This is a genomic window from Pseudoalteromonas sp. 2CM39R, from assembly GCF_023161845.1.
Genome location: NZ_JALNTM010000006.1, coordinates 154,411 through 172,449 on the forward strand (window position 1 = coordinate 154,411; position 18,039 = coordinate 172,449).

18 protein-coding genes are annotated in these 18,039 nt (G+C 40.6%); 2 read left to right on the forward strand and 16 right to left on the reverse strand.

Features of this window, described 5'->3' with window-relative positions:
- Positions 1-369: 369 nt before the first annotated feature.
- The 11 genes from MTF66_RS15200 to MTF66_RS15250 all read right to left on the reverse strand — a co-directional run bounded on the left by MTF66_RS15200 (position 370) and on the right by MTF66_RS15250 (position 8,317).
- Positions 370-807, reverse strand: coding sequence for a ClpXP protease specificity-enhancing factor (locus MTF66_RS15200; RefSeq protein WP_248527595.1), 438 nt, complete (start codon positions 805-807; stop codon positions 370-372).
- Positions 807-1,433 (reverse strand): stringent starvation protein SspA, encoded by a 627-nt coding sequence (sspA, locus tag MTF66_RS15205; protein ID WP_008110861.1) that lies wholly within the window; start codon positions 1,431-1,433, stop codon positions 807-809. The genes MTF66_RS15200 and sspA overlap by 1 nt, the downstream gene beginning before the upstream one ends.
- Positions 1,434-1,512: 79 nt before the next feature.
- Positions 1,513-2,256, reverse strand: a complete 744-nt coding sequence (locus tag MTF66_RS15210) for a cytochrome c1 (RefSeq protein WP_248527596.1) — start codon at positions 2,254-2,256, stop codon at positions 1,513-1,515.
- Complete coding sequence (locus tag MTF66_RS15215; protein WP_010390662.1) at positions 2,253-3,518, reverse strand: cytochrome b N-terminal domain-containing protein; 1,266 nt, start codon at positions 3,516-3,518, stop codon at positions 2,253-2,255. The genes MTF66_RS15210 and MTF66_RS15215 overlap by 4 nt, the downstream gene beginning before the upstream one ends.
- The gene (petA, locus tag MTF66_RS15220; protein ID WP_010390661.1) at positions 3,518-4,108 is read right to left on the reverse strand and encodes a ubiquinol-cytochrome c reductase iron-sulfur subunit; all 591 of its coding nucleotides are present in this window, start codon (positions 4,106-4,108) and stop codon (positions 3,518-3,520) included. Before petA ends, MTF66_RS15215 begins: the two co-directional genes overlap by 1 nt.
- Positions 4,109-4,620: 512 nt before the next feature.
- Positions 4,621-4,974: a four helix bundle protein gene (locus MTF66_RS15225; protein ID WP_308200019.1), complete on the reverse strand. Its 354-nt coding sequence runs from the start codon at positions 4,972-4,974 to the stop codon at positions 4,621-4,623.
- 171 nt (positions 4,975-5,145) lie between these two features.
- Complete coding sequence (gene rpsI / locus MTF66_RS15230; protein ID WP_024600778.1) at positions 5,146-5,538, reverse strand: 30S ribosomal protein S9; 393 nt, start codon at positions 5,536-5,538, stop codon at positions 5,146-5,148.
- An 8-nt stretch (positions 5,539-5,546) separates the two neighbouring features.
- Entirely contained in the window at positions 5,547-5,975 is a 429-nt protein-coding gene (gene rplM / locus MTF66_RS15235) for a 50S ribosomal protein L13 (RefSeq protein ID WP_008110876.1), read from the reverse strand.
- Between the two features lie 304 nt (positions 5,976-6,279).
- On the reverse strand, positions 6,280-6,627 hold the full coding sequence (locus tag MTF66_RS15240) for a four helix bundle protein (RefSeq protein ID WP_075170549.1): 348 nt from the start codon (positions 6,625-6,627) through the stop codon (positions 6,280-6,282).
- A gap of 366 nt (positions 6,628-6,993) precedes the next feature.
- The gene (gene mutM, locus MTF66_RS15245; RefSeq protein ID WP_248527598.1) at positions 6,994-7,803 is read right to left on the reverse strand and encodes a bifunctional DNA-formamidopyrimidine glycosylase/DNA-(apurinic or apyrimidinic site) lyase; all 810 of its coding nucleotides are present in this window, start codon (positions 7,801-7,803) and stop codon (positions 6,994-6,996) included.
- Positions 7,804-7,816: 13 nt separating this feature from the next.
- Positions 7,817-8,317, reverse strand: a complete 501-nt coding sequence (locus MTF66_RS15250; protein ID WP_248527599.1) for a hypothetical protein — start codon at positions 8,315-8,317, stop codon at positions 7,817-7,819.
- A 117-nt stretch (positions 8,318-8,434) separates the two neighbouring features.
- Here MTF66_RS15250 and MTF66_RS15255 point away from each other — a divergent pair, with 117 nt between their 5' ends.
- Positions 8,435-9,358 (forward strand): manganese-dependent inorganic pyrophosphatase, encoded by a 924-nt coding sequence (locus tag MTF66_RS15255; RefSeq protein WP_248527600.1) that lies wholly within the window; start codon positions 8,435-8,437, stop codon positions 9,356-9,358.
- A 297-nt stretch (positions 9,359-9,655) separates the two neighbouring features.
- On the forward strand, positions 9,656-11,038 hold the full coding sequence (locus MTF66_RS15260) for an MBL fold metallo-hydrolase RNA specificity domain-containing protein (protein WP_248527601.1): 1,383 nt from the start codon (positions 9,656-9,658) through the stop codon (positions 11,036-11,038).
- A gap of 337 nt (positions 11,039-11,375) precedes the next feature.
- Here the strand turns inward: MTF66_RS15260 and galU are convergent, their stop codons facing one another.
- The 5 genes from galU to MTF66_RS15285 form a co-directional block, all read right to left on the reverse strand.
- Positions 11,376-12,260, reverse strand: a complete 885-nt coding sequence (galU, locus tag MTF66_RS15265) for a UTP--glucose-1-phosphate uridylyltransferase GalU (protein ID WP_248527602.1) — start codon at positions 12,258-12,260, stop codon at positions 11,376-11,378.
- A gap of 208 nt (positions 12,261-12,468) precedes the next feature.
- A complete protein-coding gene (locus tag MTF66_RS15270) occupies positions 12,469-13,473 on the reverse strand; it encodes an NAD-dependent epimerase (protein WP_248527603.1) in 1,005 nt (334 codons plus the stop codon).
- Positions 13,474-13,543: 70 nt separating this feature from the next.
- Positions 13,544-14,710, reverse strand: a complete 1,167-nt coding sequence (locus MTF66_RS15275) for a nucleotide sugar dehydrogenase (protein WP_248527604.1) — start codon at positions 14,708-14,710, stop codon at positions 13,544-13,546.
- A gap of 113 nt (positions 14,711-14,823) precedes the next feature.
- Entirely contained in the window at positions 14,824-16,767 is a 1,944-nt protein-coding gene (locus MTF66_RS15280; protein WP_248527605.1) for a nucleoside-diphosphate sugar epimerase/dehydratase, read from the reverse strand.
- A 95-nt stretch (positions 16,768-16,862) separates the two neighbouring features.
- A complete protein-coding gene (locus tag MTF66_RS15285) occupies positions 16,863-18,038 on the reverse strand; it encodes a DegT/DnrJ/EryC1/StrS aminotransferase family protein (protein WP_248527606.1) in 1,176 nt (391 codons plus the stop codon).
- Between the last annotated feature and the right edge of the window lies 1 nt (position 18,039).

Here is an 18,039-nt window from a genome sequence, read left to right on the forward strand (position 1 = left end):
GTTCGAGGTTCGAGGTTCGAGGTTCGAGGTTCGAGGTTCGAGGTTCGAGGTTCGAGGTTCGAGGTTCGAGGTTCGAGGTTCGAGAAATTTAAAAACCTTGCGGTTAACATCGCAAGGTTTTTTTATACCTGTAGGCAATAAACCCGCTTAAAAAACCATATACACAAAGAGAAGCGAATGAGGAGTAAATGAGAAAACAGTAACCATTAGCCCAACTGATTAATTCGAGTCTCTAGGCCCGTAGCCCGTCGCTCGTGAGCCTTTCTAACCTTTAACCTTTAACCTTTAACCTTTAACCTTTAACCTAATATTTTCATACAAACATAAAAAAACCGCTTATTAAGCGGTTTTTTTTCTAACATTTACGAGCTATTTTATAACGCGTAAATGTGAGCCTTTTTTCTTTTCAGGCTTGGGAGCTGGCGTTTCATCAACTATTTCAGGTGATGAATCGACACTTTCAAGCTCTGGAGCAAAATCGTCTTCGTCCTCTAAAAACTCATCTGCAGTAAAGACCGTGCCTTCGCCATTTTCACGTGCATATATTGCAAGTACAGCCCCTAGAGGCACGTACACTTGCATTGGCTGGCCGCCAAAGCGCGCGTTAAAGCTAAGCTGAGTATTATCTAACGAAAACTGCGTAACCGCAGAAGGGCTTATGTTCAATACAATTTGACCATCTTGGACAAACTGTGTTGGCACTTGCACTGCAGGAAAGCCAGCATTAACCACTAAGTGTGGCGTGCATTCGTTATCAACAATCCAATCAAAAAAAGCGCGTAGTAAATAAGGACGGTTAGAAGTCATTATAAACGGATCTCACGCTCTGCTTCAGTTAAAGAAGCTTGGAATGATTCACGTTCAAATAAACGAATCATATACTCTTTAAGTTCTTTAGAGCCTGCACCATTTAGCTCAATACCAAACTCAGGTAAACGCCATAACAGTGGAGCTAAATAACAATCAACTAAGCTAAACTCTTCACTCATAAAGTAAGGCGCTTCACTAAAGATTGGTGCTATTGCAAGTAATGCTTCGGTAAGTTCTTTACGAGCTTGCGCCGCATCAGAGGTGTTGTTAATGATTTTTTCAGCTAGGCTGTACCAATCAGTATCAATACGGTGCATCATTAATCGACTACGACCACGCATGACCGGATATACAGGCATTAGTGGAGGATGAGGAAAACGTTCATCAAGGTATTCCATGATGATGTTTGCCTGATATAAACCAAGCTCACGGTCAATCAGTGTTGGCACTGTGCCGTAAGGGTTAATTTCGTGAAGTGCTTCTGGCAGGTTATCCTTTTCAGCCATATGAATATCTACACTTACACCTTTTTCAGCAAGTACAATGCGTACTTGGTGGCTATACATACAGTTAGCACCAGAAAAAAGGGTCATTACAGGGCGCTTATTGGCAGCTACGGCCATGCCTACCTCCATTAAATAACTAAAACAGCAATAGGGGCTTAAGCCCCTATTGCAAAATTACCTTTAAATATGTTCAAACTTAATGAACATCTCTCCAGTATTCTTTCTTCAGCATAAATGCCAAGATAAATAGAATCACTAAGAATCCAAGTACCTTAATACCCAGCGCTTCCGATTCGAGACGTGTAGGTTCACCTACATACTCTAGGAAATTCGTTAAATCACGAACTGCTTGGTCATATTCATCTACACTTAATTCGCCCGTACCATCTGTTTTTGTACCAGTAATATGAGTGGTTGTTTTACCATCTACTGTTACTTCTTCAGTAATTGCAGTAGGAACACCTTGCAACTCTTGAAGAACATGTGGCATACCCACCGATGGGAATAACGTATTATTTACGCCAAACGGACGAGAATCATCTTTGTAAAACGATTTTAAATAGGTGTAAATCCAATCGCTGCCACGCACACGCGCAACATTAGTTAGATCCGGCGGAGCCGCACCAAACCATTTTGCAGCATCTTCTTTTGCCATCGCGTTAAGGATATGACCACCCACTTTTGAACCATCAAAAATAAGTTGCTCTTGACCAATCTCTGTTGGAATACCAATGTCGCGGAAAGTACGTTCATAACGTTGATACTGCATTTGGTGACAACCAAGACAGTAGTTCATGAACAACTTTGCGCCACGCTGCAAAGAAGGTTGATCAGATATATCGTTACCCGCTTCCATTAGAGGAACTGACGGGCCTGCCGCCATTGCAGGTAACACGTTTACTGATAAAGCAAATAAACCTATTAATAGCTTTTTCATCATTTCGTTAACCTCTCAGGCAATGGCTTAGTTTTTTCATTCTTACTGTAAACAAATAACAGTACGAAGAACATAAAGTAAGTCACAGTACAGACTTGCGAAACAATCGTTTTAAAATCAGTTTGTGGTGTAGCACCAACCCAACCTAAAAGAACGAAAGTAACAACAAAACCTGCAATGTTCCATTTGTGGAAACCACAACGGTAACGAACTGAACGAACCGAACCACGGTCAATCCAAGGTAATAATGCTAGCACGACAATTGATGCACCCATTGCTGCAACACCCATTAGTTTGTCAGGGATTGCACGTAAGATTGCATAGAATGGCGTGAAGTACCAAACAGGGAAAATATGCTCTGGTGTTTTAAGTGGGTTAGCTGCTTCAAAGTTTGGCGCTTCTAAGAAGAAACCACCCATAGCAGGCATAAAGAACACAACCCAGCAGAACAAGATTAAGAAACCAACCACGCCCACAATATCTTTTACTGTGTAATAAGGGTGGAACGGAATCGCATCAATAATGTCTTTCTTATCTGTGTAGTATTCATGGAACTTAAATTTAGGCTTGTCTTCTTCAGCCACAGTTCCTTTTTTACGTTTGTTATCAATACCGTCTGGGTTATTAGAACCCACTTCATGTAGTGCAACAATGTGTAAAAATACTAAGATAACAATAACCAATGGCAGTGCAATTACGTGTAATGCAAAGAAGCGGTTAAGCGTTGCACCTGAAATTACATAGTCACCACGGATCCACAGTGTTAAGTCATCACCAATAACCGGGATAGCCCCGAATAATGAAATGATTACCTGTGCACCCCAGAACGACATTTGGCCCCATGGTAATAAGTAACCCATGAATGCTTCAGCCATTAGGGCTAAGAAAATGAACATACCGAATAACCACAGTAATTCACGTGGTTTCTGGTAAGAACCGTAGATCATGCCACGGAACATGTGCATGTAAACAACGATGAAAAACGCAGATGCACCCGTTGAATGCAAATAACGTAATAACCAACCGTACTCTACATCACGCATGATGTATTCTACTGATGCAAATGCACCTTCAGCAGATGGTACATAGTTCATCGTTAACCAAATACCGGTAAGTATTTGGTTTACTAGTACTAACATAGCTAGAGAGCCGAAGAAGTACCAGAAGTTAAAGTTTTTCGGTGCTGGATACTGTGCAATGTGCATGTTCCAAACACGTGTCATTGGGATACGGTCGTCTATCCACTCAACAATTTTACCAAACATTAGGCCACCCCTTGTTCTTCGCCCACTAAAATAGTGGTCTCATCAAGAAAAGTATATGGTGGAATTTCTAAATTTAATGGTGCAGGTACCGATTGGAATACACGGCCAGCCATATCAAACTTAGAACCGTGACATGGACAGTAAAAACCGTCATCAGTCCCTTCCACTTTCTCACCAAAGCCACCTTGTAAAAAGCTAGGTGAACAACCCAAATGCGTACAAATACCTACAGCGACAAAAATCTCTGGGCGTAATGAACGGAAATCATTGGTTGATGATTCTAATTGTTGTGGCTCTTGCGATTGCGGATCACGAAGTTGACCTTCATGTTCTTTCATCTGCTCAAGCATTTTTGGGGTCCGTGATACAACCCATACAGGTTTACCACGCCACTCGACACGTATTAATTGTCCTGGCTCAAGTTTGCTGATATCTACTTCTACAGGCGCACCCGCAGATTTAGCTCGCTCACTTGGATTCCAAGACGCAATAAAAGGAACAGCAGCCCCAGCCGCACCAACACCACCAACAACAGAGGTAGCTATGGTTAAAAAGCGACGTCGGCCATTGTCTACAGGCGCATTGCTCATCCACTTATCTCCACTATGATTCTCAACACTTGCTATATTGAGAACATCAGTTACAGCAGGTTAATTTTTCGAATTTTAAAAGAGAAACGATCATAATTAAAACCCTTGTTTAAAACAAGGTTATTCACAGCCTCCTGCTCGAATAAACCTGACTTGCTCAAATAGTTGATTAAGTAAGCTCGAGTATGAAACCAAATGACTATAGTATCGCTTCCGTAAAAACAATTTGTAAACAAGTACAATCTCACCAACTAAGTACAGTGACAACTGAATTTGGCGACATTAAACTCATTCACTTTATTTGCCCGCCAATTGTAGCAAAAAAATTCACCAATTAACTGATGGATTTAAACTAATTGCGATAATTATTTAACTTTTTTTGCGTTAGTCGGTCATTTTTAAGCTTTCGTTCAATAAATACGCATGCTTTGCCGATTATGATCAAGCTAATGTCGACATTAGTAGTAAAGGGAAAGGTTCGGGGTTCGGGGTTCGGGGTTCGGGGTTCGGGGTTATCGTGCACTTTTAATCATAGAGATTAATTTACCAAGCATTTTCCCAATGCTTTCACACTCATCTAAAGCGTATTCTGTTTGTTCATAATTAATATAACCTAACTCAAAAGCAATCATTAGCTGAGTTTTTAATTCACCGACAGACCCTTTAGCTACAGAAAGAAAGTAAGCTCTTTCTTTATCAGAGTAACGCTCATAACCCTCTGCAATATTGCTAGGCACTGAAACTGCGCTTCGACACATTTGATCTTTTAAGCCAAAATCCCTCAAAGCAGTAAAGGTTTGGTATACAAACAAACTTAATGAGAAAGACTTTTTCCATACATCTAAACTTTCATACCTCAAAACCATTCCTTAGCCTTAATCTCGCTTTCATCATAAATTATAGTAAACATATAATTTAACGCACGGAACTTAATCTCTTTAGCAGCTCGGTTCTCGTAGCCCGTTACTCGAAACTCATTATCTAAAAACAAAAAACCCAGCATAAGCTGGGTTTTTGAATTCTTGATAACGTAAAAATTAACGTTTTGAGAACTGTGGACGCTTACGCGCTTTCTTAAGACCCACTTTCTTACGTTCAACTTTACGTGCATCACGAGTAACGAAACCTGCTTTACGAAGTTGTGGACGTAGTGACTCGTCAAACTCCATAAGTGCACGAGTGATACCGTGACGGATAGCACCAGCTTGACCAGTAGTACCACCACCGGCAACGGTGATGTGAAGGTCAAATTTTTCAGTCATGTCTACAAGCTCAAGAGCTTGACGAACAACCATGCGTGCTGTTTCGCGACCAAAGTACTCTTCTAAAGAGCGCTTGTTGATTACGATGTTACCAGTGCCTGGGCGTAAGAATACGCGAGCACTTGAACTTTTACGACGACCTGTACCGTAGTATTGATTTGCCATGATAGTGCTCCTTAAATGTCTAGAACCTGAGGCTGTTGTGCAGCATGGTTATGCTCAGTACCCGCGTAAACTTTAAGTTTGCGGAACATAGCGCGGCCTAAAGGACCACGTGGCAACATGCCTTTAACAGCTTTTTCGATGATCATTTCAGGCTTTGCAGCTTGAAGTTTATCAAAAGTAGTAGACTTAAGACCACCTGGGAAACCAGAGTGAGCGTAGTACACTTTATCTTTGAATTTGTTACCAGTAACAGTAACTTTCTCAGCGTTGATAACGATGATGTAATCACCAGTATCTACGTGTGGTGTGTACTCAGCTTTATGCTTACCGCGTAGGCGATGAGCGATTTCAGTAGCGATGCGACCTAAAGTTTTATCTTCAGCGTCAACTACGTACCAGTCACGTTTTACTGTTTCTGGTTTAGCAACAAACGTTTTCATTTATAAAAATCCAATGTTTTTCAATTAAAACCACAGGTAGTTATTATTAACTACCGCTCTAAGTATGCTACAACCCCTTCGAGTTTTAGACTTTTTCGCCGCTCACAAGTGGCTAAACTATATGAGGACATAGAACGCAACGTGGCAGACGCGGGAGTATACCAGCACTTAAACTACATTGCTACCGGTCGGTTGTTTTTTCCGCAAAAAGTTTTAGGTTTTAGGTTTTAGGTTTTAGGTTTTATCAAAAATAACTATAAAATCGGTATGGGCAATTAAGAATAGCTTAAACAATTTAAATCTCTCAGATTCGTTCTTTAATTTTAGAGATTAGGCTCGATAGCATTTTTGATAACTCAGATGTTTCACACAACCAAAGTTGGCCGACATTCGAATCAATATAGTTTATATCAATACCTATATAAATTTGTGTTCTAGCTTCAGCTAAAGAAGAACGAGCAATATCTAAAAAACGCACTTTTTCTCTGTCACTATCTCGTGTCATTCCCTCAGCAATATTACTAGGTACAGACAATCCTGCGCGTGTTAACTGATCTCGAAAACCAAAATCTTTTGTTATTGTTGGATTTTTATATATATCTGCACTTAAACGAGCAGCTCGTTTCCATACCTCTAAACTTTCAAAATTCATCATATCTATTATCCTTAATGATATATTCTGAGCTTAGTTTTTATTTAATAAAATACAACCTAAATTTTGCTCTTAATCTCTACCTAACACCTAATGCGCGGCATAAAGCCCCGCATACGCTCAATCCTTGCAATGTACGTGGCTTAATATCTACCTAACACCTAAAACCTGCTCTTTTACCTTTAACCAAACACCTGCACGACATAAAGACCCACCTAAGTTTAATCCAAACACCGTGCTTGGCTTAATCTCTACCTAACACCTTTAAACTTTTGCGCCACAGAGTGCACAGAGGCGCCTCGCGGAAAGAGAGCGCCATAGGTTTGAGGTTTTCCTAGTACCTAACACCTAATACCTAACACCTAATTACTTCTGACACACCTCACAAAAAACGGTGCTGCGTTGCCCTAGACGAATTTCAGTTAGTTCGCTCTCGCAATTTACACAAGGCTGGCCTTTTCGGCCATACACTAATAGCTGCTGCGCAAAGTAGCCTGGCTTACCGTCACTTTGGGCAAAGTCTTTCAACGTTGTGCCGCCTTGAGTAATTGCTGCGGCTAGGGTGTCTTTTATAATTGGGATTAATGCTTGGTAGCGTTTAAGGCTTACTTTACCGGCTTCTTTTCGCGGATCGATACCCGCTTTAAATAATGATTCGTTAGCGTAAATATTACCAACCCCCACCACCACGGCGTTATTCATAATAAACTGTTTAACAGGCACTTTTTTATTGCGAGATTGCTCATAAACACGTTTAGCAAAAAAGTCATCGGTGAGTGGCTCTGGGCCTAATTTAGCAAGTAACTTATGCTCTTCATTGGGTGCTTGCCATAAACAGCAACCAAAGCGACGCGGGTCGTTTAAACGCAGCGCCTTATTATTCGCTAAAATAAACTCCACATGGTCGTGCTTTTTAAGTGGTTCATTGGCGTTTACAACCCGCAAGTTCCCCGACATACCTAAATGCAATATAGCCGAGCCTAACTCGCACTTTAACAATAAGTATTTAGCACGGCGCTCAATACTACTAACCACCAGCCCTTCAAGTTGATACACCTCATCTGGCACAGGCCAGCGCATACTGGCATTATGAATATTTACCTTAGTCACAACTTGGTTTAGCACATGGGGGGTAATGCCCATACGGCTAACCTCTACTTCTGGTAATTCAGGCATTAATAATACTCACTTATGAAAAGGTAAAACTTGGAAATAATTGTGTTGCAGTGGTTAAATCTAACAACAATAATCGCTGACTGGTTTTATCGAATAGATAATACTGACCATTCGCCTCAAATAATAAGTACACCCAAGGTAGGGGCTCACCGGCGAGTTCAAGCGTGGCTACCGATAGTGGCTTATTCATATCAAGTGCATCAGGTGTGGTGGTGGTCATCAGCGCGGTATTTTGCCATAAGTAAACTAGCTCACTAAGTTGCTGCTCTGAACCTTGCCAGCTAAGCGGTACATTTTTTTGCAAAGCAGTACTACGCCAACTAGTGCCAATACGCTCAATTTTTTGGTCGATAAATTTAAGTGTTAATACAAAACTTTGAGGAGGAAGTAGTGGCTGCAATTGCGCCTGTGTTTCATCATTCCCCATGTTTTTATGCAGTCCATTTAAAAAGAAGATCATAATCAACATCGAAAAAATAATAACATTGTTCCAACCTTTGCGGCCGAGTTGCATGTGGGTCTTCCAATTAATAATATCGATTTAAAGTGTAACCAAAACTTAATTACACTGTCTATATGTTAAAACCCAAAGACTTTGCTAGAATATCGGCAAATTTTAAGGAGTTTAGACATGTCAATGTATGTAGTGGGCCATAAAATCCCAGATTCAGATTCAATATGTGGTGCAATTGCACTGGCTTATTTAAAAAACCAAATTGATGAACCAGCAATCCCAACTCGCCTAGGTGAAGTGTCACCTGAAACACAATTTATTTTAGATAAATTCGGTTTTGAAGCACCTGATCTAAAACTTAGCTACGCTGGCGAAGACGTTTATATTGTAGACCACACAGAAAAAACCCAAGCACCTGACGATATTGATCAGGCTCGCGTAGTAGGCGTGGTTGATCACCATAAACTAGGTGATTTAACCTCATCGACACCGCTTGAGTGTTGGATCCGCCCTGTTGGTTGTTCAAACACCATTATTAAAATGATGTATGACTTCTACAACGTTGAGATCCCTAAAGACATTGCTGGCATTATGCTTTGCGCTATTTTAAGCGACACGGTTATTTTTAAGTCACCAACCTGTACTACTGCCGATATTAAATGTGTTAAAGCACTTGCAGAAATTGCAGGCATTGAAGACTTTAAAGAACTAGGCATGGACATGTTCCGCGTTAAATCAGCCGTTGAAGATACGCCAGTACGTGACTTAGTAATGCGTGACTTTAAAGACTTTAACATGAACGGTAACCTCGTTGGTATTGGTCAGTTAGAAGTTATTGACCTTGCGGTATTTGACGAGATTAAAGCCGACCTTGAAGCCGACATCGCGAAGCTTAAAGAAGAAGGCGGTCGTCATTCAGTATTTTTACTTCTGACCGACATTATGAAAGAAGGCTCACAAATGCTAATTGCATCAGACGATGCTAGCCTAGTTGAGCAAGCTTATGGTGAAAAACCAGAAGACGGTAAAGTATGGCTAGACGGCGTATTGAGCCGTAAAAAGCAAGTAGTGCCACCACTACAAGACGCTTTTAAGAGCTAAGTTCGAGGTTCGAGGTTCGAGGTTCGAGAAATTTAAAAACCTTGCGGTTAATATCGCAAGGTTTTTTTATGCCTGTAGCAGCGGGTTCACCCCGCGTCAGTATTAGGGTTTAGGTACGAGGTGATAGGTGCTAGGCCCTCTGCCCGCCGCTCGTGGCCCGTACGTTACGGTATAAAGCCCCTCCCACATTAAAATACCTGCTATATTTACCTATAAAATAAAGGCTTAGGCTCTAAGTGCTAGCTTCTGGCTGCTAGCTTCGAGCCGTTGCCCGCAGCGAAAACATAAGGACATAAAATGCAAATACTTCACCACGGAGCGGTAAATGGCGTAACAGGCTCATGCCACCAGCTGATAATAAACGATCAAAGCTCTTTTCTAATTGACTGCGGGCTATTTCAAGGTGAAGATTCTGTTGATGATCTTAATATTGAATTTAATATAGATACAGTCCGCGCGCTGATCGTCACCCATTGTCACATCGATCATGTTGGCCGAATCCCTTACTTATTAATGGCTGGCTTTAAAGGGCCCATATTTACCTCTATTGCATCGGCCAGTTTACTGCCACTAGTGATTGAAGATGCATTAAAGGTGGGCGTCACGCGCGATCAAAAAATAATAGATACCTGCCTAAGGTTACTTAAACAGCAAATTATTGAAGTTGATTTTAAAACCTGGTTTGAACTTCCTTGCAAAGGTGAACACATAGCCAAAGCCCGACTACAACGAGCAGGGCATATTTTAGGCTCCGCTTATGTAGAAATAGATATAAATAGACTAACTCGTAAAGCTAAAAACAGTCATCGGGTCGTATTTTCAGGCGATTTAGGGGCGCCCTATACGCCTTTACTACCCGCACCTAAAGCGCCCTATAAAGCCGATACCTTAGTCATAGAGTCAACTTATGGTGATAAAAATCACCAAGGCCGCAAGCAGCGTACGCAAACCTTAAAAAACGTGATTGAACGCGCTGTTGCCGACAACGGCATCGTTCTTGTGCCTGCCTTTAGTATTGGCCGCACGCAAGAACTGTTATACGAGCTTGAACAACTAATTCATGCCTCTACAAAAAACTCACCTTGGCGCACAATACAAGTAATACTCGACTCCCCCATGGCAGCTAACTTTACTCAGCAGTACCGAAAATTTAAATATTTATGGGATGAAGAAGCCAAACAAAAAGTAGCCAAAGGTCGTCACCCACTCGACTTTGAAAACCTCACTACAATAAACACCCATAGCGAGCACTTAGCATTAATAAATTACTTAGCCAGCCGCCAAACACCTGCAATTATTCTAGCAGCAAGCGGTATGTGCACCGGCGGACGGATAGTTAACTACTTAGAGCGATTTTTAACCGACAAAACCACCGACGTACTCTTTGTAGGTTACCAAGGTCGCGGTACATTAGGTCGCGACATACAAACCTACGGCCCAAAAAATGGCTATGTAGTTATTAATAATACTCGCATTAATATAAACGCCAAAATACACACCATAAATGGCTATAGCGCTCACGCCGATCAAGCGGGATTAATTAAATTTGTAACCGGTATGCGCAAAAAGCCCAGCCATATAAAAATAGTCCACGGCGATGATGACTCTAAAAATGCACTCGCAGCAAAATACAGGGAAGTACTGGGAGATGATGTAAAGGTTGAGATTGGGAAGGGATAGGTTCGAGGTTCGAGGTTCGAGAAACTTAAAAACCTTGCGGCTAATATCGCAAGGTTTATTTATGCATGTAGGCGGGAGTTTACCTCGCGTCAGTATTAGCATTTAGGCTCAAGGCTCGTCGCTCGTTACCCGAAGCTAGCAGCCCGTAACTTCCTCTAAAAGCGCAGCGTCTCTTAAACTCTTTGCGCATAAATATTTTAAGATCTTATTCACAAAGAGAAGTGAATGAGGAGTAAATGAGAAAATAAAACCATTAGCCCAACTGGTTAATTCGAGGTTCTAGGCTCGATGCCCATACCCCGTCGCTCATAGCTCGTTACCCGATGCCCGTCGCCCGTTACCCTTTAACCAACTTTTTCATATGCTCAGTAAACTCATCGCCTAAGCTTTTATCGCGCATGCTATATTCTACAATCGCTTTTAAATAACCGAGTTTATCACCACAATCATGCGAACGGCCGCTCATATGAAATGCTTCTACCGTATCAATAGCAAGTAATGAGTCAATAGCATCTGTAAGCTGTATTTCACCGCCTGCGCCTACATGAGTTTTAGCCAGTAATGGCCAAATATTTTTACTTAAAACATAACGCCCAACAACCGCTAGGTTTGAAGGAGCAACCTCTGCGGCTGGTTTTTCAACCATTCTTTTAATTACTGCACTTTCACCAGCAGTTAGCTTTACACCATTAATATCAGCAATGCCGTACTTACTTACATCTTCAAGAGCAACCGGTTCTAGCATAATTTGACTGGCTTTCGTTTGCTCAAAACGAGCAATCATCGCCGCTAAGTTTTCAGTTTTTTGATTTGCCGTATAAGCATCGAGGATTACATCAGGTAGCACCACCACAAAGTCATCATCACCAACGATTGGTTTGGCACATAAAATGGCATGCCCTAAACCTTTAGCTTCACCTTGGCGCACATGCATAATAGTCACATCTGCAGGGCAAATAGAGCGAACTTCGTCAAGTAAAGCGCGCTTAACCCGCTTTTCTAGCGTGGCCTCTAGTTCAAAACTGGTATCAAAGTGGTTTTCAATGGCATTTTTAGAGCTATGTGTTACGAGTACAATTTCTTTAATACCCGCAGCTACACATTCATTTACAATGTATTGAATAAGCGGTTTATCAACCAAGGGGAGCATTTCTTTAGGGATTGCCTTAGTCATTGGCAACATACGGGTGCCTAAACCGGCAACAGGAATTACAGCTTTCAAGGGTAGTCCTTTAATTAAATCATTTAAATATTTTTGTAAATTACCAGCTAAATAATATATCTGAGCTGAACATTTTTAATCTTTTTTAAGTAATGTTTGAGTAAAACAACATCATCAAAAAAAGAAAAAGACCGAGTTCAAATTAGGCTCGGTCTTTTTTAACGTTTAGTTATAACGTCTATTTTTTTATATCTTAATCTAAGCTTTATTATTTGTTATAAAAATCTTTATACCAAGTAATAAATTCGGCAACACCTTTTTTAATACCAACTTTTGGCTTGTAACCTGTTGCCGCAAATAAATCTTGGGTATCTGCATAGGTTTGGTATACATCACCGGGCTGCATTTCACGGAAGTTCTTTTTAGCCTCAATACCTAGCTCATCTTCAATGGCTTTTACAAAGTCCATTAAACTAATTGGTGAACCATGACCAATATTATAAACCGAATACGGCGCGGAGCTATTGGCAGGCGTTCCAGCTTCTACACTCCAATCAGCATTTTTAGCTGGTACTACATCTGCAATGCGTACAACACCTTCAACAATATCATCTACATGGGTAAAATCACGCCACATATCGCCATTGTTATTAATGTCGATGGTGTCGCCATCAAGTATTTTTTTAGTAAAAATAAATGGCGCCATATCTGGGCGGCCCCAGGAGCCATACACAGTAAAAAAGCGCAGCCCTGTAGTTGGTATATCGTATAAATGTGAGTAGCTGTGTGACATTAACTCATTGGCTTTTTTGGTTGCCGCATATAACGATACAGGATGATCAACAGAGTCAGATGTTTCAAATGGCACTTTGGCGTTTAAGCCATACACCGAGCTAGACGAGGCATAAATTAAATGCTTAACATTCGTTTGGCGACAACCCTCTAAAATATTTAGATGGCCTGTTAAGTTTGAGTCAGCGTAGGCATAGGGGTTTTCTAATGAATACCGTACACCCGCTTGTGCCGCCAAATGAATTACTCGATCAAACTGTGATTCCTCAAACAAGCTTTGCATCGCAACACGATCAGCCAAATTGACCTGCTTAAACAAAAACTGGCCATGCTCAATACGTTTGAGGCGCGCATGCTTTAAATTTACATCGTAATAATCATTTAAGTTATCAATACCTACCACTTCATGACCAGCAGAGGTTAGTTTTTCTACAACCGCACTACCAATAAAGCCAGCTGCGCCTGTTACTAAATATTTCATTTTAAACCTTTTAAAAAAAGTTTTAAGCCCGTGTCCCGAAGCTCAAATCTCGTCACCTTTAATCTTTATTTTAATCACTACCAAATAAATCACGTGTATATACTTTATCTGCAACATCACTTAGCTCATCAACCATACGGTTAGATACCACTACATCTGATATTAGCTTAAATTCGTTTAAGTTTTTTATTACACGCGAATGATAAAATTCATCTTCTTCAAGTACAGGTTCGTAAACAACAACCTCAATGCCCTTAGCTTTAATGCGTTTCATTATACCTTGAATAGCAGAGGCTCTAAAGTTATCAGAACCCGTCTTCATAACTAAACGGTATACACCTACTACTTTGGGGTTGCGTTTAATAATAGAATCTGCAATAAAATCTTTGCGTGTAGTATTAGCGTCAACAATTGCACCAATAATATTATTGGGTACATCAGCATAATTAGCTCGAAGCTGCTTTGTATCTTTAGGTAGGCAATAACCACCGTAACCAAATGAGGGGTTATTATAATGACTACCAATTCGTGGGTCTAAGCTTACACCTTGTATGATTTGTTTAGCATTTAAACCATGGCTTTGTGCGTAGCTGTCTAGCTCATTAAAGTAAGCAACACGCATAGCAAGGTAAGTGTTAGAAAAAAGCTTAATTGCTTCAGCTTCTGTTGAGTCACTAAATAGTACCTCTACATCTTGCTTAATAGCGCCTTGCTTTAATAAATCAGCAAAGGTTGAGGCGCGTTCACTTTGCTCACCGACAATAATACGCGACGGGTATAAGTTATCATGTAATGCTTTGCCTTCACGTAAAAACTCAGGCGAGAACATGACATTGTTTGTGGCAAACTTTTCTTTAACCGATTGCGTGTAACCCACAGGCACAGTCGATTTAATAACCATAACAGCCGTTGGGTTTATTTTAATAACATCGCTAATAACCGACTCAACACTATTAGTATTAAAATAATTAGTATCGGGGTCATAATCAGTAGGGGTGGCAATAATAACAAACTCAGCCCCAACAATTGCAGCCTGTTTATTTGTTGTTGCTGTAAAATTTAGTGGTTTCTTTTGTAAAAAATCACTAATTTCAACATCCAATATAGGTGATTTCTTATTATTTAAAAGTGCTATTTTTTTTTCGTCAATATCAAGTGCAACAACTTCATTATGTTGTGCTAATAGTATTGCATTAGACAGGCCAACATAGCCTGTGCCTACTACGGCAACTTTCATTTAAATTCCTTAATATGGGTTTGAGGTTCTAGGTGAGAGGCCAATTACACTTAGCTCGTAGCCCATTGCTAGTAACCCGCATCTCGTAGCTCGTTGCCCGCAGTCCGAAACCTTTAACCTCTTAACTTAACTACTTTCTTATTTGCAGGTGCAGTTTTTCTAGCATTCCATACTAAGTCACAAATCCCATCTGTAGGGTTGAAGCTAGTTGGAGCATCAAGTAGTAATTTACGAATCTTTTCATGATCAAAGTTATGACAAGCTGTATCTAGCGCGTCTATAAACACGTTAAGCTCACTAAGCGGTAACATCACTTCATTAGCAGTCATAATTCGCTCATGAGTAGTCTGGCCTACGTTATCACCTATTAATAGCTCTTCAAATAGTTTTTCACCTGGGCGTAAGCCTGTACAAAGTATTTCAATATCACCGTGCGGGTTAGATTCACTTTTAATTTCAAAGCCAGATAGCCTAACCATTTTAGTCGCTAAATCTTTTATTTTAACCGAGTCACCCATATCAAGTACGAACACATCCCCCCCTTTACCCATGGCACCTGCTTGTATAACAAGCTGTGCAGCTTCAGGTATGGTCATAAAAAAGCGGGTAATATCAGGATGAGTCAATGTTATAGGCCCCCCTTCTTTTATTTGGCGTCTAAATAATGGAACAACAGATCCACTTGAGCCTAGTACGTTACCAAAACGCACCATGCAAAAACGTGTATTATGCTTAGCGCCTTGTTCTTGAGCTAACCCCTGTAAAACAAGTTCAGCCATACGCTTGGTTGCTCCCATAACATTGGTTGGGCGAACAGCTTTGTCGGTCGATATAAGTACAAAGGTTTCTACTTTGGCATTTACCGCCGCCTTAGCCGCATAGTAAGTACCAAATACATTATTACGTACCCCCTCAACTACATTATGTTCAACAAGTGGCACGTGTTTGTAAGCAGCAGCGTGGTATACCGTTTGAACACCAAAGGCCATCATTACAGTTTCAAGTCTGTTAATACGCTGCACGGAACCCATTATAGGTATTAATTCTATCGAAAGTTGACCATGATCAATATATTCACATAGTTCTTTTTCTATTGAGTATAAAGCTATTTCGCTGCGTTCGAATAAAATTATTTTTAAAGGGTTTTGTTTAATAATTTGTCTACACAACTCAGACCCAATAGAGCCACCTGCGCCTGTAACCATAACCACTTTATTGGTAATATTTGCTGCCATTAAATCTGTTTTAGGAGTTACAGGGTCACGACCAAGTAGGTCTTCTATTTCAACTTCTCTAAATTCAGAAAGCTTAGCCTTACCTTCAACTACATCAGCCATACCAGGAATAGACAGCACTTTAATAGAAAGCGGCTCTAATTGGGCTAATACTTCTTTTCGCCTTGCTCTAGAGACACTAGGCATAGCTAAGAGAACCTTGGTGGCATTACGTTTCTCAATTAATTCCTGAACGTCTCTAAAAGCAATTACAGGGATACCTTGTACAATAGAGCCATGCTTGGCAGTATCATCATCTATAAAAGCACTTACAAAATACTCAGGGCCTGCATTTAAGCCAGTAGCTAGCTGCCGGCCTGCCGATCCTGCTCCATATATAATGACTGACTCTTTATTGTTGGTCATAAGTTTAGCTATAATGGCCCTCACTAAAATCCGTGAACCACCTACTGTAAGCAAACATAACCAAGCAAATATAAACGGCATAGTTCTAGGTATGTTTACACCAGTAAAAAAGGCTAACAACACTAAGCTAACTGTCGTTATTAAAGTACCTACTATAATTGCCCACAACGCTTGTGAATTCATATACCTGAGTACTGCGCGGTATAAACCCAACTTAATAAATGCAATCAAACTTGTTGGGATAAGCAACGCTAGCAACAACCAATTATTTATACTTTTAAGAGGCTCCAAGCTGTCAAGCCTTACAATAAGCGCCAACCAAAAAGCCAACATAATAAAAAGCGAATCAATACATAATGTAATTATTCGCTTCTTTGCACGTGAGGCGTTAATAATAGAACGGATAAAACTATCCACAACAAGTTCCTTTAATACAAGACTCTAGGCTCTAGAGCTATACAAAATTTATTTAATATCATAAGTACAACAAACTACACCTGAAACTGTTATTGCTATTTAGATGCAAGCTCAAATACTTCTTTTATTACTTGTGCCGTTTTAGCCATTTCGGTTTCAGTTAGTGAAGGGTGAACTAAAAACATTATTGATGTTTCGCCCAGCTCAACCGCATTAGGCAAACGCTTATTTGGTCGCCATGGTGTATTATCAAACGCTTTTTCTAGATAAACCTCAGAGCAACTCCCCTGAAAACAAGGAACGCCACGTTCAACAATTTCATTAACTATGCGATCTCGGCTCCAGCCATCAGCCAGCTGCTGAGGTTTAATAAACATATAATGTTTATATTCGGCATGTTTAGTATAGTCAGGTACTTCAACTAAGCGAATACAGCTGAAACCTTTTGCCGCCTGATCTAATAATGCTCCATGAGCTTGGCGTTTTGCAGTCCAATCATCCATTCGAGTTAATTGTATTCTACCTATAACAGCCTGCATTTCAGTCATGCGCCAGTTTGTGCCAAAACTTTCATGTAACCATCTAAAGCCTGGTGGATGCTCACGGTTATAAATAGCATCAAAGCTCTTGCCGTGATCTTTATAACTCCACATAGCCGACCACAACTCTTTAGAGTTAGTAGTTACCATGCCACCTTCGCCACCTGTAGTCATAATTTTATCTTGGCAAAAGCTCCACGCACCAATATGGCCTATACTACCTACTGAGCGGCCTTTATATTTAGCACCATGCGCTTGTGCACAATCTTCTATTACATAAAAACCATGCTCTTCACTAAGCGCCATTATTTCATCCATTTCCGCAGGCATTCCCGCTAAATGCACCACAATAACCGCTTTGGTCTTAGGTGTTAATACCGCTTTTATTGACTCTGCCGTAATAGCTTGACTGTTTAAATCAACATCTGCAAATACAGGCGCGGCTCCAGCCGTTACAATGCTGGAAGCCGACGCTAAAAAAGTACGGGGTGTGGTTATTACTTCATCGCCAGCACCTACACCGAGCGCCTTTAAGGCTATGTCGAGCGCTAATGTACCATTACCTAGGGCAACTGCATATTCACTATCAGTCCATGTAGCGAATTCTTTTTCAAATTCACGACCTTCAGTACCAGTCCAATAATTAACTTTATTTGAAAGAACAACACTGCTTACGGCATCGGCCTCTTGTTGAGTGAAGCTAGGCCAAGGAGAAAATGGGGTATTTAGCATA

Coding starts and splice junctions, on each gene's coding strand:
- MTF66_RS15200 (WP_248527595.1), bottom strand. CDS start 807: ATGACTTCTAACCGTCCTTATTTACTACGCGCTTTTTTTGATTGGATT.
- sspA (WP_008110861.1), bottom strand. CDS start 1,433: ATGGCCGTAGCTGCCAATAAGCGCCCTGTAATGACCCTTTTTTCTGGT.
- MTF66_RS15210 (WP_248527596.1), bottom strand. CDS start 2,256: ATGATGAAAAAGCTATTAATAGGTTTATTTGCTTTATCAGTAAACGTG.
- MTF66_RS15215 (WP_010390662.1), bottom strand. CDS start 3,518: ATGTTTGGTAAAATTGTTGAGTGGATAGACGACCGTATCCCAATGACA.
- petA (WP_010390661.1), bottom strand. CDS start 4,108: ATGAGCAATGCGCCTGTAGACAATGGCCGACGTCGCTTTTTAACCATA.
- MTF66_RS15225 (WP_308200019.1), bottom strand. CDS start 4,974: ATGGTTTTGAGGTATGAAAGTTTAGATGTATGGAAAAAGTCTTTCTCA.
- rplM (WP_008110876.1), bottom strand. CDS start 5,975: ATGAAAACGTTTGTTGCTAAACCAGAAACAGTAAAACGTGACTGGTAC.
- MTF66_RS15240 (WP_075170549.1), bottom strand. CDS start 6,627: ATGAATTTTGAAAGTTTAGAGGTATGGAAACGAGCTGCTCGTTTAAGT.
- mutM (WP_248527598.1), bottom strand. CDS start 7,803: ATGCCTGAATTACCAGAAGTAGAGGTTAGCCGTATGGGCATTACCCCC.
- MTF66_RS15250 (WP_248527599.1), bottom strand. CDS start 8,317: ATGCAACTCGGCCGCAAAGGTTGGAACAATGTTATTATTTTTTCGATG.
- MTF66_RS15255 (WP_248527600.1), top strand. CDS start 8,435: ATGTCAATGTATGTAGTGGGCCATAAAATCCCAGATTCAGATTCAATA.
- MTF66_RS15260 (WP_248527601.1), top strand. CDS start 9,656: ATGCAAATACTTCACCACGGAGCGGTAAATGGCGTAACAGGCTCATGC.
- MTF66_RS15270 (WP_248527603.1), bottom strand. CDS start 13,473: ATGAAATATTTAGTAACAGGCGCAGCTGGCTTTATTGGTAGTGCGGTT.
- MTF66_RS15275 (WP_248527604.1), bottom strand. CDS start 14,710: ATGAAAGTTGCCGTAGTAGGCACAGGCTATGTTGGCCTGTCTAATGCA.
- MTF66_RS15285 (WP_248527606.1), bottom strand. CDS start 18,038: ATGCTAAATACCCCATTTTCTCCTTGGCCTAGCTTCACTCAACAAGAG.